The 13483-nt window shown below is 65.0% G+C and carries 17 protein-coding genes; 6 read left to right on the forward strand and 11 right to left on the reverse strand.

Annotation, left to right across the window (positions count from 1 at the left end; genetic code table 11):
* A partial coding sequence (locus JHC57_RS16740) for a DUF72 domain-containing protein (protein WP_294031387.1) occupies positions 1-275 on the forward strand: 275 nt, incomplete at its 5' end.
* Positions 276-302: 27 nt separating this feature from the next.
* On the opposite strand, the gene JHC57_RS16745 is transcribed toward JHC57_RS16740, so the two are convergent.
* Positions 303-1082, reverse strand: coding sequence for a Coq4 family protein (locus tag JHC57_RS16745; protein ID WP_294031388.1), 780 nt, complete (start codon positions 1080-1082; stop codon positions 303-305).
* A gap of 147 nt (positions 1083-1229) precedes the next feature.
* Between JHC57_RS16745 and JHC57_RS16750 the strand changes: the two genes are divergently transcribed.
* Positions 1230-2486: a DUF418 domain-containing protein gene (locus JHC57_RS16750; protein ID WP_294031389.1), complete on the forward strand. Its 1257-nt coding sequence runs from the start codon at positions 1230-1232 to the stop codon at positions 2484-2486.
* On the opposite strand, the gene JHC57_RS16755 is transcribed toward JHC57_RS16750, so the two are convergent.
* From JHC57_RS16755 to panB, 6 genes are all read right to left on the reverse strand, one after another.
* Positions 2480-2884: an Hpt domain-containing protein gene (locus JHC57_RS16755; protein ID WP_294031390.1), complete on the reverse strand. Its 405-nt coding sequence runs from the start codon at positions 2882-2884 to the stop codon at positions 2480-2482. The two genes, JHC57_RS16750 and JHC57_RS16755, sit on opposite strands and share 7 nt — an antisense overlap.
* A 117-nt stretch (positions 2885-3001) precedes the next feature.
* On the reverse strand, positions 3002-3226 hold the full coding sequence (locus JHC57_RS16760; RefSeq protein WP_294031392.1) for a sulfurtransferase TusA family protein: 225 nt from the start codon (positions 3224-3226) through the stop codon (positions 3002-3004).
* Positions 3216-4604 (reverse strand): ribosome biogenesis GTPase Der, encoded by a 1389-nt coding sequence (der, locus tag JHC57_RS16765; protein ID WP_294031394.1) that lies wholly within the window; start codon positions 4602-4604, stop codon positions 3216-3218. Before der ends, JHC57_RS16760 begins: the two co-directional genes overlap by 11 nt.
* Before the next feature lie 47 nt (positions 4605-4651).
* Positions 4652-5986 (reverse strand): PQQ-binding-like beta-propeller repeat protein, encoded by a 1335-nt coding sequence (locus JHC57_RS16770; RefSeq protein WP_294031396.1) that lies wholly within the window; start codon positions 5984-5986, stop codon positions 4652-4654.
* A 1-nt stretch (position 5987) separates the two neighbouring features.
* Positions 5988-6758, reverse strand: coding sequence for a tetratricopeptide repeat protein (locus JHC57_RS16775; protein WP_294031398.1), 771 nt, complete (start codon positions 6756-6758; stop codon positions 5988-5990).
* Between the two features lie 100 nt (positions 6759-6858).
* Positions 6859-7722: a 3-methyl-2-oxobutanoate hydroxymethyltransferase gene (panB, locus tag JHC57_RS16780; protein ID WP_294031400.1), complete on the reverse strand. Its 864-nt coding sequence runs from the start codon at positions 7720-7722 to the stop codon at positions 6859-6861.
* 127 nt (positions 7723-7849) lie between these two features.
* Between panB and JHC57_RS16785 the strand changes: the two genes are divergently transcribed.
* The 3 genes from JHC57_RS16785 (at position 7850) to JHC57_RS16795 (ending at position 8978) form a co-directional block, all read left to right on the forward strand.
* Positions 7850-8272 carry a hypothetical protein gene (locus JHC57_RS16785; RefSeq protein WP_294031401.1) on the forward strand — a complete coding sequence of 141 codons (423 nt, stop codon included), beginning with the start codon at positions 7850-7852 and terminating at the stop codon, positions 8270-8272.
* Positions 8273-8338: 66 nt separating this feature from the next.
* Positions 8339-8764: a hypothetical protein gene (locus JHC57_RS16790; RefSeq protein ID WP_294031402.1), complete on the forward strand. Its 426-nt coding sequence runs from the start codon at positions 8339-8341 to the stop codon at positions 8762-8764.
* The gene (locus tag JHC57_RS16795) at positions 8757-8978 is read left to right on the forward strand and encodes a helix-turn-helix transcriptional regulator (protein WP_294031404.1); all 222 of its coding nucleotides are present in this window, start codon (positions 8757-8759) and stop codon (positions 8976-8978) included. The genes JHC57_RS16790 and JHC57_RS16795 overlap by 8 nt, the downstream gene beginning before the upstream one ends.
* Before the next feature lie 59 nt (positions 8979-9037).
* On the opposite strand, the gene JHC57_RS16800 is transcribed toward JHC57_RS16795, so the two are convergent.
* From JHC57_RS16800 to JHC57_RS16815, 4 genes are all read right to left on the reverse strand, one after another.
* On the reverse strand, positions 9038-9967 hold the full coding sequence (locus tag JHC57_RS16800; protein ID WP_294031405.1) for an aldo/keto reductase: 930 nt from the start codon (positions 9965-9967) through the stop codon (positions 9038-9040).
* The gene (locus tag JHC57_RS16805; RefSeq protein WP_294031406.1) at positions 9964-11037 is read right to left on the reverse strand and encodes a glycerophosphodiester phosphodiesterase; all 1074 of its coding nucleotides are present in this window, start codon (positions 11035-11037) and stop codon (positions 9964-9966) included. Before JHC57_RS16805 ends, JHC57_RS16800 begins: the two co-directional genes overlap by 4 nt.
* Positions 11034-11384 (reverse strand): ArsC family reductase, encoded by a 351-nt coding sequence (locus tag JHC57_RS16810; protein WP_294031408.1) that lies wholly within the window; start codon positions 11382-11384, stop codon positions 11034-11036. Before JHC57_RS16810 ends, JHC57_RS16805 begins: the two co-directional genes overlap by 4 nt.
* Before the next feature lie 69 nt (positions 11385-11453).
* Positions 11454-12119, reverse strand: coding sequence for a cyclic nucleotide-binding domain-containing protein (locus JHC57_RS16815; RefSeq protein ID WP_294031410.1), 666 nt, complete (start codon positions 12117-12119; stop codon positions 11454-11456).
* Positions 12120-12374: 255 nt separating this feature from the next.
* Here JHC57_RS16815 and JHC57_RS16820 point away from each other — a divergent pair.
* A partial coding sequence (locus JHC57_RS16820) for a 3-deoxy-7-phosphoheptulonate synthase class II (RefSeq protein WP_294031411.1) occupies positions 12375-13483 on the forward strand: 1109 nt, incomplete at its 3' end.

The raw sequence follows: 13483 nt of genomic DNA on the forward strand, positions 1-13483 counted from the left end.
TCGACATGCTCCGCGAGCGCAACATGGCGGTCGTCTATGCCGACAGCGACGAATTTCCGTGCATCGACGAGCAAACCGCCGACTTCACCTACGCGCGGCTCCAGCGCAGCCAGGAAGACGTCGAAACCGGCTATGATGCCAAGGCGCTCGACCGCTGGGCGAAGCAGGCCAAGGATTGGACCAAGGGCGACCGCGACGTCTATCTCTTCTTCATATCGGGCGCAAAGGTCCGCAACCCCGCGGCCGCGCAGGCGCTGATCGCGAAGCTAGGCTAGCCGGCCCCGGCTTTCGCCGGCGCGCATTCAAGCCATCGCGGCCTTTGCCGCGAGGAAGTTGTACGGGTCGATCCCGCGGTTGCGGTATGCGCGGTGCGCTTCCTCATAGAGCGTCGGCTTGCCGATACCGAGGCGCGCGCGCGCAGCTTCGAGCGGTTCGGCGAGGAGCGAGCGGATATCCTGCTCGATGATCGCCTTCGACGCCTTGCCGTGGCGCTGACCCTGACGGATCGCGCCCATTACCGGCGCGTCGCTCTTGATGCTGCGCTTCACTTCATAGCCGCCGGCATAGGCGATGAAGAAATTGCCATAATTGCCGGTCTGGCCATAGGTGAAGCCGAGCACGCACTGTTCCCCGAGCGCGTCGCGGCCATAGCCGGTCAGGATGTGGAACAGGTCGTGCGTGTCGCGCAGGCGGTTCGAATACCATTGCACCTGGTCGTCATATTGCGGGCGGCCCATCTTGTCGCTCTCGGCGACGAGGCCCGCCGCCGACAGGCCTTCGCGGCGCATGAAGGTGACATAAGCGTGGCCGACGCTTCCCTCGGGCAGTGCATCGATCCAGCCATGATCGTCGAGCAGGTCGGGAAGATAAGGTTCGCGTTCCATCAACTGCTTGCCGAAATCGCTTTCGACGAAGGCACGCGCATCGTCCATGAAGCCCTTGCGCGGCAGGTTCTCGAAGATGTGGAAGACCTGCTCGGTATCTTCCTTGTCCTTGATGAGCTTGCGGAAGTGCCGGAACGCCTTGAGCGGGCGAAACTTCGCGGGGATGCGGTCGGGGTGGGAGAAGATGGTGGGGGTCATGGTCGTTCCCGTTCGAATCATGTGACGATGCCGAAATAGCATTACTGACATAGATGTCAATAGTGCAATGGCACCCCGCCGGGCACACCAGAAACCGCTCGACGCTCTTCGCGGCGAACGATACCCGTCGGATGAAGGGAACGGGGCATGGACGAACGAGCAGCGGCATCACGGTACGAAAGCCTCGACGCCATTCGCGGCGTTGCGGTGATGGGCATATTGGCGATGAACATCGTCGCCTTCGCGCTGCCCTTTCCCGCCTATTCGAACCCCGCCGCGGGCGGGCCGCCGGGCAGTACCGATGTCGCGACCTGGTTCTTCAACTTCGTCTTCATCGATTCGAAGATGCGCGGCCTGTTTTCGATGCTGTTCGGTGCGAGCACGCTGCTCGTTATCGACAGTGCCGCATCGGCCGGACGCAGCGCCGCGGGCGCGCATTATTCGCGCATGTTCTGGCTCGCGATCTTCGGCCTCGCCCATTTCTACCTCGTCTGGTTCGGCGATATTCTCTTTCTCTATGCGATGTGCGGGCTGCTGCTCTTCCTGTTCCGCAATCTTTCGGCGAGGGCGCTGCTGCTCTGCTCGCTCCCGTTTTTCCTGATCGGAATCGGATTGCCGGGCAGCCTGTGGGCGTCGCTAGCGATGGCGCAGGCCGGTGCCCTGCCGCCCGAGGCCGCGTCGGCGATGCGCGAGGCGCTTGCCCAGATGAATGCCGACATGGGCCCTTCAACGCCGGTTTATGCGAAGGAAATGGCGCTTTATCTTGGCAGCTATTCGAGCATCGTCGCGCACCGGACGGGCGATATGGCGGGCGACCCGTTTTTCTTCCTCGTCATGTTCGCGTGGGAAACGATCGGATTGATGCTGATCGGCATGGCGCTCTTCAAGTCGCGCATGCTGACCGGCGAATGGAACGTCGCGCGCTATCGCAAATGGGCGATCATCTGTTTTCTGGTCGCGGCGCCGCCGCTCGCAGGGATCGCGATCTATCAGATGCGGGCCGGCTATGACGCGGTCTCCATCTTCGGATCGACGATTTCGCTGTCGATACCGTTCGACACGCTGATGACCATCGGCTGGGCGGCGCTGATCATGCTGCTGATCCGGACCCGGGCGAGCGAGGCGGTCCGCGCGCGCCTCGCCGCCGCGGGGCGCATGGCCTTCACCAACTATCTCGTCACGTCGATCGTGATGACGACGATCTTCTACGGCTATGGGCTGGGACTGTTCGGAAGCGTCGGCCGGCTGCCGCTCTATCTCTTCTGCTTCGGCATGTGGGCCGCGATGCTGCTCTGGTCGCAGCCATGGCTCTCACGCTTCCACTATGGACCGCTCGAATGGCTGTGGCGCAGCCTGTCGCGCTGGCAGGTCCAGCCGGTGCGAAAAGGCGGCGCTGCTCAGTAACCGATGGCGCGGTCGAAGCCCGACGGTCGGCGCTGGACGAGCGGATTCGCTTCGCGCTCGAGCGCGGCGAGCGTTTCCTCGAACAGCGGGCGCAAGGTGACGACGCGCGGCAGATATTCGTCGGGACTGGTCTGGCTTTCGACGCAGTGGCGCGCGAAGACCTCGATATCCTCGGCAAGCGCCCCGAGCTTTTCGCCGCCGAACTGGCGGGCTTCGCTCTTCAGCGTGTGCGCGGGCATCACGAGACCGCGCGCGTCGCGCGCACGCATCGCCTCTTCGATCGCGGCAACCGATTTGATGCCGTCCTCGCGAAAATAGCCGAGAATCCGCACGAATGCGGCGCCCAATTGGGTGCGCGTCGCGCGAAATTCATCCCAATCGACCAGGATTTCGTCCAATGTTCCGTCCCTTGGTATTCAAATTCGGCCGTGGTCCCTGCCGATCCATGCCCCAGCTTCGGTAAAAAAGACGTTACGGTGCCGAGGTCCGGACGACCCAAGACGCCCCATTATGGATCAACGCCGGACGCGCCAGCCCGTATCGCCGCAGGCGGCCGCGGCGCCCTCGACCGACCAGCCATGCTCGCCGGCCAGCGCCGCGACCTCGCGTTCCGCCTGCGGGTCATCCGCGATCAAAAGCACGTCGGACGTCTCGCGCATCGCCTTGGCCAGCCGGAGCGCCGGCCAAGGGCAACGCATGCCCCGCGCATCGACGACGAGCGTCGGCGCTTCACTCGTCATAGGGGTTGCGCGAATTGCGGAAGTTGAGGCGCACCGGAACGCCCTGGAACCCCAGTTCCTTGCGCATACCGTTGACCAGATAGCGTTCATAGCTGCCGGGCAGCGCGTCGGTGCGCGACCCGAAGACCACGAAGGTCGGCGGCCGCGTGCGTGCCTGGGTGATATAGCGCAGCTTGATGCGCTTGCCGCCCGGCGCCGGCGGCGGGTTCGCGGTCACCGCGCCTTCGAACCAGCGGTTGAGCCGCGCGGTCGAGACGCGGTTCGTCCAGATCTCGCGCTGCTCGAACGCGACGCGGACGAGCGTGTCGATCCCCTTGCCCGTTGCGCCCGAAATGCTGAGTACGGGCACCCCCTTGACCTGGCTCAGCCCGTCGTCGAGCGCGGTGCGCACGCCGTTGAACAGCGCCGAGGGATCCTCGGCGATGTCCCATTTGTTGAGCGCGACGATCAGCGCGCGCCCTTCCTGCAGCACCTTGTCGGCGATACGCAGATCCTGCGCCTCAAGGCCTTTCGTGGCATCGAGAAGCAGCACGACGACCTCGGCGAAATCGACCGCGTGGAGCGCATCGGCAACCGACAGTTTCTCGAGCTTGTCGACCACCTTGGCACGCTTGCGCATGCCGGCGGTGTCGAACAACTGGATTTCGTGGACCTCGCCGTCCTTTTCCCACTGCCAGTCGACGCGGATCGAATCGCGCGTGATCCCCGCCTCGGGTCCGGTGATCAGGCGATCCTCGCCGATCATGCGGTTGATCAGCGTCGACTTGCCGGCGTTCGGGCGGCCGACAATCGCGAGTTTCATCGGGCCGAGCGGCGCGTCCTCGTCTTCCTCGTCCCCGACCGGGGGCGACAGCGCTTCGGCTTCCGCCGCGTCATAGGCCTCGACGATCGGGCGCAAAGCGTCGAACAGGTCGACGACGCCCTCGCCGTGCTCGGCGCTGAGTGCGATCGGATTGTCGAAGCCGAGCGAATAGCTCTCCATCAGGCCGTTTTCGCCCTGCTTGCCCTCGGCCTTGTTGACGAGCAGGATGATCGGCGTGTCCTCGCTGCGCAGCCAGCGCGCGATTTCCTCGTCGAGCGGGGTCACCCCGGCGCGACCGTCGATCATGAACAGCGCGGCGTCGGCCTCGCGCACCGCCTTTTCGGTCTGCACGCGCATCCGGCCGGGCAGCGTCGCGGCGTCATGATCCTCGAACCCCGCGGTGTCGACGATGCGAAATTCGAGGCCGAGCAGCTTGCCGTCGCCCTCGCGGCGGTCGCGCGTCACGCCCGGCTGGTCGTCGACGAGCGCGAGCCGCTTGCCGACGAGCCGGTTGAACAGCGTCGATTTGCCGACATTGGGCCGGCCGACAATGGCGATCGTCGCGAATCGCGACATGAAGTTATTCCCTGTATCCTACCGGGCCGCCCCGGCCCGGACGCCAATCAGCGCCAGGCCGTGATCGTCCCGTCGTCCGCGAGGACGTACAAAATATTGTTCGCGACCACAGGGGTCTGCGACAGCGGCGATTTGAACTCGGTCGATGCGAGCAGCGATCCGTCGGTCGGCGAATATTCGGACAAGGTGCCCTCGCTGTTGACCGCGATCAGGCGCCCACCGGCGAGGATCGGACCGGTCCAGCGGATCGGATCCTTCTTCTTCTTTTCGGTTTCGACGCGGAAGCGGGCGAGCTGCTGGAGCCAGCGAACCTTGCCGTTGCCGCGCGCGACGCACAGCAGCTTGCCGTCGTCGGTCATCGCATAGACCCACTCGCCGACAACATAGGGCGTCGAAATGCCGGCGATCGAGATTTCCCAACTGCGCTGGCCGGTGACGAGTTCATAGCTCGCCATGCGGCCGCCCTGTCCGAGCGCGAAGACGCGGCCGCGATCAACGACCGGGTCGGCATCGACGTCGGTCAGCGTCGATACCGAGAGCGCCATCGACGTGCGCGCAAGCGCGTCTTCCCACAGGTCGCGGCCGTTCTCGTAGCGATAGGCCTGCACCTCGCCCGACGAGAAGCCGGCGACGATCGTTCCCTGCCCCGCCGCAGGCGACGCGGCGCCGAACACGCTACCCGCCTCCATCGAGGCGGTCGCCTGCCACTGCACCTGGCCATTGGCGGCGTTGAGCGCAAAAATCTGGTTGTCCTGGCTGATCACATAGACGCCGCCGAAAGCGATCGTCGGCGCGCCGCGCAGCGGGCCCGCGGGTTTCACCTTCCAGATGACCGACCCGTCTGCGACGTTCAGCGCCGCGACGTCGCCGACGCCGCTGGTCGCATAGACGACATTGCCGTCGACCCCGGCGCCGCCACCGAACAGCGAATCCTTGAAATCCTTGCCCGTGCTGCCGATCGACGCGCTCCAGAGCTTTGCGCCGGTATCGGCGGCAAAGGCGGTGACCACGGCGTCGGTATCGACGACGAACAGGCGATTGTCGGCGATCACCGGCGATGCCGCGATCCGCTGCTTGTTGGTGCTGCCGGCGATGCTCGCTTCCCACAGCTTCGTGCGCGCCGCGCCGAGTGCGGGGTGGCCCATCGATTTCGAGGCATTGCCGCCCGACTGCGCCCAAGCGACATTGACCGCGGGTTCGGGCAGCACGACCGCGATCGCAGCAGTCGCCTCATCGACCTTGATGCTGTTGTCGTTCGACAGGATCGACACGCGATCGCCGACCGTCGGGGTCTTCGGCCCGCCGTCGCCCTTCAGCACGCCGCAAGCGGTGAGCGGCAGCGCGAGCAGCGCCGCATAAATTCCGAAACGCGCTTTCCGCATATTACTTGGCTTCCTCGGTCTTTGCGGCTGCCGCCGCCTTCGGCGCGGCACTGCCCTTGTCCTTCGCGGCACTTTCCGCCGCGCGATCCGCGACGGCGTCGACTCCCAGCATGCCCGCCATCTGCACCGATCGCGACTGCAGCGATTTGGTGACGTCGGGCAATTTGGCGATTCGGCCATAGAGCGCGCCCGCCTGATCGAACTGGCCGAGCTGATAATGCGCGGTTGCCGACAGTTCGGCGGCACTCGCGAACCAGCTCGATGCCGGATCCTTCGCGTCGACCATCGGCTTCATCCGGGCGATGACGACTTCGGGCTTCAGCGTGTCATATTCGAACGCCGTCTGGCGAATCAGCGCGAGGTCGCGCAGCGCCTGATCGAGCTTGGTGTCGGCGGCGACTTTTGCCATCAGCGCGGCAGCAGCTTTCAGGTCGCCGGCCTGCGCCTTGATGTTCGCTTCCTGCATCTGCGCGACGGCGCGATAGGCGGGGTCGCCGCTGGCCGCGAGCTTCTGCAATTCGGTCGTTGCCGCACGAGGCTGGTTGGTACCGAGCTTTTCGAATGCCGCGATCAGCTCTTCGGCCTGCTCGCCACGCGCGGCATCCTGCCGATGGCCCCAGAAGAGGTAGCCGCCGAACGCCAGCAGGGCGGCAAGAACGCCGCCGATGATCCAACGGCCGTAGTGCTGCATGATCGTGTCGAGCCGGTCCTTGCGGACGGCCTCGTCGACTTCCTGCAACAGTGCGGCATCATTCGTCGGGCTCAGGGCCAATCAAACCTCCATAAACTCGATATCGGCGCCAGGGCCCGCCGCTTCTTAGCGACGGTGCCGAAAAACGCCAAGCGTTTCACTTTGCATGAACGCCGCGCCGTCAGCCGGCGTAGGTCTGATCCCCGGTCGGGAATGAACGGGACCTGACTTCGTCGGCATAATCCTTGACCGCGCCACTCACGACACTTGCCATGTCCTGATAACGCTTCACGAATTTGGGAACGCGCTCGAACATGCCGAGCATGTCGTCGGTGACGAGCACCTGGCCGTCGCACTGCGCCGAAGCGCCGATGCCGATCGTCGGACAATCGACCTTGTTCGTGATCTCGATCGCGATCGATTCGAGCACACCCTCGATGACGATCGAGAAGGCACCGGCCTGCGCGACCGCGACCGCATCCTCGACGATCGAGCGCGCCTCTTCCTCACTCTTGCCCCGTACGCCATAGCCGCCGAGGATATTGACCGCCTGCGGGGTCAGCCCGACATGGCCCATCACCGGAATGCCGCGCTGGGTCAGGAATTCGATCGTCGGGGCTAGCACCTTGCCGCCCTCGACCTTCACCGCCGCGGCGCCGGTTTCCTTGAGCAACCGCGCGGCGTTGTCGAACGCCTGCTGCGGGCTTCCCTCATAGCTGCCGAAGGGCATGTCGACGATCACCGCGGCATGATAGCTGCCGCGCACCACGGCGGCACCGTGCAGCGCCATCATGTCCATCGTCACCCCGACGGTGTGCGGCAGGCCGTAGATCACCTGCGCCAGCGAATCGCCGACGAGCAGCATGTCGCAATGCGGGTCGAGGAGCTGCGCCATGCGGACGGTGTAGGCTGTCAGCATCACAAGCGGCTCGCCGCCCTTGCGCTGACGGATGCGCGGTACGGTCAGGCGCTTCATCGGCTGCGGCGTCGGATTGGCGCGGCTGGTCGATGTGTCGAGGGTGAGCGTTTTGGGGAGCGTGGACATGGCGCGGGGGCTTAGCGGCTAACGGCGAGACGCGAAAGCATCAAAGGCCACCCATGTTATTCCTGATTGACTCTATGTTAAATATACTAGACATAAGGTTCGAATCACATTACATGGAGCCTTGCGGATGTCGTTTCGGGAGAAAATTCACTGGGCCACGCTGGCGACGATGATTCTGGCCTTTGGCTGGTATTTCCTCGTTTATCCGTGGCAGATCGTCGGGAGCCCGGCGGGCGTGATGGCGACCGCCGGCCTGCTGGTACCGGTGACCATCGCGATCATCGCCGCAATGACCGTCGCGACCGGCTTTCTGGCGATCCGCAGCCCGCGCGACGCCGATGCGCGCGAGGATGAACGCGACCGCAGCTTCCATATGCGGGGTACGCATTTCGGCTATTATCCGCTCGTCGTCGGCATATGGCTCAACATCTTCCTGATCTTCCGGGACATCGGCCAGGCCGAGCAGCTCAACCTGATGATCGCGACACTTGTCGTGGCCGAGCTCGTGCGGATCGGCACCCAGCTCTATTTCTATCGCCGGGGGTATTGAACCATGTCGCCAGCGACCCTCGAATCCGCCCGGCAGCTTGCCGGCGCCGACACCGGAGACTTGTCGATGAACTTCCGAGAAAAGACCGCTTGGCTGAACGTCGTCGCGATGCTCGCCGCCTACAGCCTCTATTTCGGGCTCCTGCTCGCCGGCCATGCGGCGGGGCGCGAGGTGTTTCCGATGCTGTGGCTGTTCGGATCGATCGCCGTGGCGCACGCCGTGATCGTCATCGCCGGCACCGTCATCCTGTCCGCGCAGGCGCCGAAATCGGAGCGCGCGCGCGCCGACGAGCGCGACCGCGCGATCCGGCGGCGCGGCGCGACCACCGCCTATTATGTCCTGCTGGTGGGGATGATGGTCGTCGGCGTCTACATGCCCTTCGTCGAGAGCGGGGCGCCGCTGGCGAACGCTGGCCTGTTCGCGATCGTCGCCGCCGAACTGGTGAACAGCGCCGTCGTACTCATGAGCTATCGGAGGGGCTGGCATGGCTAGGCCCCCCTTCACCAACGACATCCGCACGCTGCGCTTTCTTGCGGGCGAGATGACGCAGGGCGATCTCGGCGACCGTGTCGGCGTGACGCGCCAGACGATCGCCGCGATCGAACAGGGAAAATATTCGCCTTCGCTCGAGGTCGCCTTCCGCATCGCGCACGTGTTCGGCAAGCCGCTCGAGACGGTGTTCCAGTGGGATGAAACCGGCGATTGAGACAGCGCGGCCGCGCGGGCCCGGGCCGGCGCCTCCCCCCGGTGGCGTCGGCCCGGACTTCAGGCCGCGCTTAGCGCTGCAAGCTGGTCGTCGCCGAGCCTCAAGTCGAGACTGCCCATCAGTTCGTCGAGCTGCCCGACCGTCGTCGCGCTCGCGATCGGCGCGGTGACGCCCGGTTGCTCGGCGACCCATGCCAGCGCGATCTGCGACAGCGTCGCGCCGGTCTCCGCCGCGACCCGCTCCATCGCGGCGAGCACGGCAGGCCCCTTGCCTTCGAGATAGGGTTTGACCCGCGCGCCGCGGGGACTTTTGCCGAGGTCGTCGGCGCTTCGGTATTTGCCCGACAGATAGCCCGAGGCGAGGCTGAAATAGGTGACGACGCCGAGTCCCTCGTCGATGCATAATTGCTGTAGCGGGCCCTCATATTGGTCGCGGTCGAGCAGGTTGAGCTCGGGTTGCATCGCGGTGAAGCGCGGAAGCCCCTTACCGTCCGAAATGCGCAGCGCTTCGGCCAGCCGGTCGGCCGAATAGTTGGAGGCGCCGATCGCGCGCACGATGCCGGCATCGACCAGTTCGGCAAAGGCGCCGAGCACTTCGTCCAGCGGCACGTCGGGATCGTCCTTGTGCGCGAAATAGAGATCGATGACGCCGGTGCCGAGCCGGTCGAGCGAGCCCTGCACCGCCTCGCGGATGCGATCGGGTTTCAGCCCGCCAGGCATCATGCCGACCTTGGTCGCGATCAGCACCCGGTCGCGCGCACCGCTTTGCTTCAGCCACGCGCCCATCATGGTTTCGGACTCGCCGCCCTTGTGCCCCGGAACCCACGCCGAATAGACGTCGGCGGTGTCGATCATACCGCCGCCCCGCTCGACGAAACGATCGAGCACGGCGAAACTCGCATCGCGATCGGCGGTCATCCCGAAGACATTGCCGCCGAGCACGAAGGGCCGGATCGAGAGGCCGCTCTGGCCCAAGGGCTTTTCGCTCATTTTCCGTTCCCCTTCACCGCGACCACCGCCTCGCGCGGATTGTCGCTGAACAGGCCGTCGATGCCGGTCGCCAGATAGGCGTCGATCTCCGCCGCGAGGTCGCCATGGCCCGCGGGATTGATACCGCCTTTCTCGCCGAGCGGCAGGAAATAATTTTCGCGGCGGAACGTCCAGGGATGCACCCTGAGGCCCGCGTCATGCGCATCGCGCACGAGGCCGGTCGGCTTGCCAAGACGCCCGAGCGCGGCGCGCGGGATCACCATCGCCTTGTTGGGGCCGATACCGTCGGCATAGGCGGCAACCATCTTCAGTCCGGCGGGCGACGTCATGGCGGCATAGCTGGTACCGGGCCGGTCGGCGGGCCCGCCCTCGGCGTCCATCAACTGGATCAGCGGCAAATCACTCTTCGCGCGCAAATCCATCAAATTGCCGACCTCGAAGCTCTGGATGAAGACCGGCGCGGTCCGGCCGCGATAGCCGAAGCGATCCAGCATCGCGAGCAGGGGAGCCTCATGCGGCAGGCCGATCGAGACGAAATAGCCTGGATGCTTGGTTTCGGGATAGACACCGACCGGTGTCTCGCGGCCCTTGTTCACCTCGGCGAGCAGGGTCAGGATTTCCTCGAAGGTCGGAATCTCGAACCGGCCGTCATATTCGGTGCTACGCAGTTTCGGCAGCCGTTCGCGCGCGCGCAGCGTCTTGAGTTCGGCCAGCGTAAAATCTTCGGTGAACCAGCCCTCGACCTTTTGCCCGTCGATCGTCTTCGTCGCCTTGCGGCCCGCGAATTCGGGATGCCCAGCGACGTCGGTGGTTTCCGAAATCTCGTTTTCGTGCCGCGCGACGAGCACGCCGTCTTTCGTCAGTACCAGGTCGGGTTCGATATAGTCGGCGCCCAGGTCGATCGCGAGCCTGTAGCTTGCCAAGGTATGTTCCGGACGCTCGCCCGACGCGCCGCGGTGGGCGATCACGATCGGCGGCTGGCCATCGAGGGTCGGTTGCGCGGTCACGGCGTCAGCCGAGCAGCCGGAGGAGAGCAGCACGGCCAGCAGAGCCACGACCGACCGGATCATGCCGCAAAACGCGCCTTCCATTCGTCGGCGGAGAAACCGACGCTGACCGCCCCCGCCGCCTCGACGACGGGGCGACGGATCATTGCGGGCTGATCGAGCATCAGCGCCTTTGCCGTGGTGGCATCGAGCCCTTCCTTCTGCGCGTCGGGCAGCTTGCGAAAGGTCGTGCCCGCCTTGTTGAGCAGCTTTTCCCACCCGAGCGCATCGATCCAGCCTTGCAGCCGCGCCGGCTCGAGCCCGTCCTTGCGGAAGTCGTGAAAGCGATAGGCGACGCCATGCTCGTCGAGCCAGCGCCGCGCCTTCTTCACCGTGTCGCAGTTCGGAATACCATAGAGAATCATCGTCATGGCGCGCAGCCTAGCAGGCGCCGGTTGCAGATTCGAGGCTGACCAAACGCGACCGCCAGGAAAAACCGGTCACCGATCGGCGATACGCGTGTTCGCGCTCGCGAGCTTGCCGCGCAAGGCGCGCGCAAAGCCCTGGTGGAGGGCGCCGGCGATCCCCGGATTGGCGGCCAGATAGGCGCGCAGCGCGGCGGCGGGCACGAACCACAGCCGGGCATTGCTGCCGAGCAACACCGTTCCCGTCGCATGCGCGCCGTCGAGCACGGTTGCCTCGCCGATCAGCGCGCCGCCCGAAAGCTTTCCGATCTCGGCACCTTCACGCATAATCACCGCCTGGCCTTCGGCAAGGTAGAAAAGGCTGGGTGCCGCCTGGCTCTCGCGGATCAATGTCTCACCGCGTTTCGCCGAAATCCAGTGTCCCTGGTCGATCAGATCGCGCGCCGCCGCGGCACCGAGACCGTCAAAATGCTGGCGGCGCAGCTCTTCTTCCTCGGCCGAAAAGCGGATCTTCGTCTCGCGCAGCCACAGCCGCGACAATATGCCGATATTGACCACGAGGATCGCCAGCACGAGCAGACCGTACCCGACGTCCGGTCCCCGGAACAGCGTCAGGGGCAGCGCCACCAGCGCCGCCGCCGCAAGCCCGATGCGCGCATATTCGATGCGCACGACGAAGCTCGTTGCAAGCAACAGCAGCAACACACCATATACGAACCATGCGGACTCGAAATTCGCCATAGCCAATAGTTTCGATCCCGACCCGCTGCCGGGTCACCGGGTGTATGACGTTACCGATAGCCAAAAGCCTTGGTCTTCACGCCCCTCCGCCTTCCAAAGCTTGTAACAAACTATCAGTTTTGGCCCCGTAAGAAAAGCATAGGTGCGCAAATGTCACGATAATGCTAATTTTCCGGTTCAGCCGCGCGGGAAACATTGCTTCCTCGCGGCGGAAGCGCCATGTGGCGCTCGATTCGAACGCGAAAAGACAGGCAGATGACGAAAAACTGGCAACCGCACAGCTGGCGCTCGCACGAGGCCCGCCAGCTTCCCACCTATCGCGATGCCGATGCGCTCGCGGCCGCCGAAAGCGAACTCGCGGGCTATCCGCCGCTGGTTTTTGCAGGCGAGGCGCGCGACCTGACGAGCGAGCTCGCCCGCGTGGCCGAGGGCAAGGCGTTCCTGCTGCAGGGCGGCGACTGCGCCGAAAGCTTTGCCGAATTCCATCCGAACAACATCCGCGACACCTTCCGCGTGCTGCTCCAGATGGCGGTCGTGCTGACCTTCGCGTCGAAAATGCCCGTGGTGAAGCTCGGCCGCATGGCGGGCCAGTTCGCCAAGCCGCGTTCGGCCGACATGGAGGATGTGAACGGCGTCGAGCTGCCGAGCTATCGCGGCGACATCATCAACGATATCGCGTTCGAGGAAACGGGCCGCGAGCCCGACCCGCAGCGCATGGTCAAGGCGTACAACCAGTCGGCGGCGACGCTGAACCTGCTCCGCGCCTTCGCAAACGGCGGCTATGCCAATCTGCACCAGGTAAACGCCTGGACGCACGACTTCATGGACCGCAGCCCGTGGGCCAAGAAATATCAGGAAACCGCCGCGCGCATTTCCGAGGCGCTCGCCTTCATGGAAGCGTGCGGCGTGACGCCCGAAACGGTCCCGCAGATCAAGGGCACCAGCTTCTACACCAGCCACGAGGCGCTGCTGCTTCCCTATGAGCAGGCGCTGACACGGCAGGACAGCCTGACCGGCGGCTGGTACGACACCTCGGGCCACTTCCTGTGGGTCGGCGACCGCACCCGCTTCGAGGGGTCGGCGCACATCGAGTATCTGCGCGGTATCGGCAATCCGGTCGGCATGAAGTGCGGCCCGAGCCTCGAGCCCGACGTGCTGCTGCGCCTGCTCGACACGCTGAACCCGAACCATGTCGCGGGCCGCATGACGCTGATCACGCGTTACGGCCACGACAAGATCGAGGCGCATCTGCCGAAACTGGTGTGCGCGGTGAAGGAATCGGGCCACCCCGTCGTCTGGTCGTGCGACCCGATGCACGGCAATGTCATCAAGACGCCCAACGGCTACAAGACGCGTCCGTTCGA

It is taken from the genome of Sphingopyxis sp. (assembly GCF_016463645.1).
Taxonomy (GTDB): domain Bacteria; phylum Pseudomonadota; class Alphaproteobacteria; order Sphingomonadales; family Sphingomonadaceae; genus Sphingopyxis.

Coding starts and splice junctions, on each gene's coding strand:
- JHC57_RS16745 (WP_294031388.1), bottom strand. CDS start 1,082: ATGACCCCCACCATCTTCTCCCACCCCGACCGCATCCCCGCGAAGTTT.
- JHC57_RS16750 (WP_294031389.1), top strand. CDS start 1,230: ATGGACGAACGAGCAGCGGCATCACGGTACGAAAGCCTCGACGCCATT.
- JHC57_RS16760 (WP_294031392.1), bottom strand. CDS start 3,226: ATGACGAGTGAAGCGCCGACGCTCGTCGTCGATGCGCGGGGCATGCGT.
- der (WP_294031394.1), bottom strand. CDS start 4,604: ATGTCGCGATTCGCGACGATCGCCATTGTCGGCCGGCCCAATGTCGGC.
- JHC57_RS16770 (WP_294031396.1), bottom strand. CDS start 5,986: ATGCGGAAAGCGCGTTTCGGAATTTATGCGGCGCTGCTCGCGCTGCCG.
- panB (WP_294031400.1), bottom strand. CDS start 7,722: ATGTCCACGCTCCCCAAAACGCTCACCCTCGACACATCGACCAGCCGC.
- JHC57_RS16785 (WP_294031401.1), top strand. CDS start 7,850: ATGTCGTTTCGGGAGAAAATTCACTGGGCCACGCTGGCGACGATGATT.
- JHC57_RS16790 (WP_294031402.1), top strand. CDS start 8,339: ATGAACTTCCGAGAAAAGACCGCTTGGCTGAACGTCGTCGCGATGCTC.
- JHC57_RS16795 (WP_294031404.1), top strand. CDS start 8,757: ATGGCTAGGCCCCCCTTCACCAACGACATCCGCACGCTGCGCTTTCTT.
- JHC57_RS16800 (WP_294031405.1), bottom strand. CDS start 9,967: ATGAGCGAAAAGCCCTTGGGCCAGAGCGGCCTCTCGATCCGGCCCTTC.
- JHC57_RS16805 (WP_294031406.1), bottom strand. CDS start 11,037: ATGATCCGGTCGGTCGTGGCTCTGCTGGCCGTGCTGCTCTCCTCCGGC.
- JHC57_RS16810 (WP_294031408.1), bottom strand. CDS start 11,384: ATGACGATGATTCTCTATGGTATTCCGAACTGCGACACGGTGAAGAAG.
- JHC57_RS16815 (WP_294031410.1), bottom strand. CDS start 12,119: ATGGCGAATTTCGAGTCCGCATGGTTCGTATATGGTGTGTTGCTGCTG.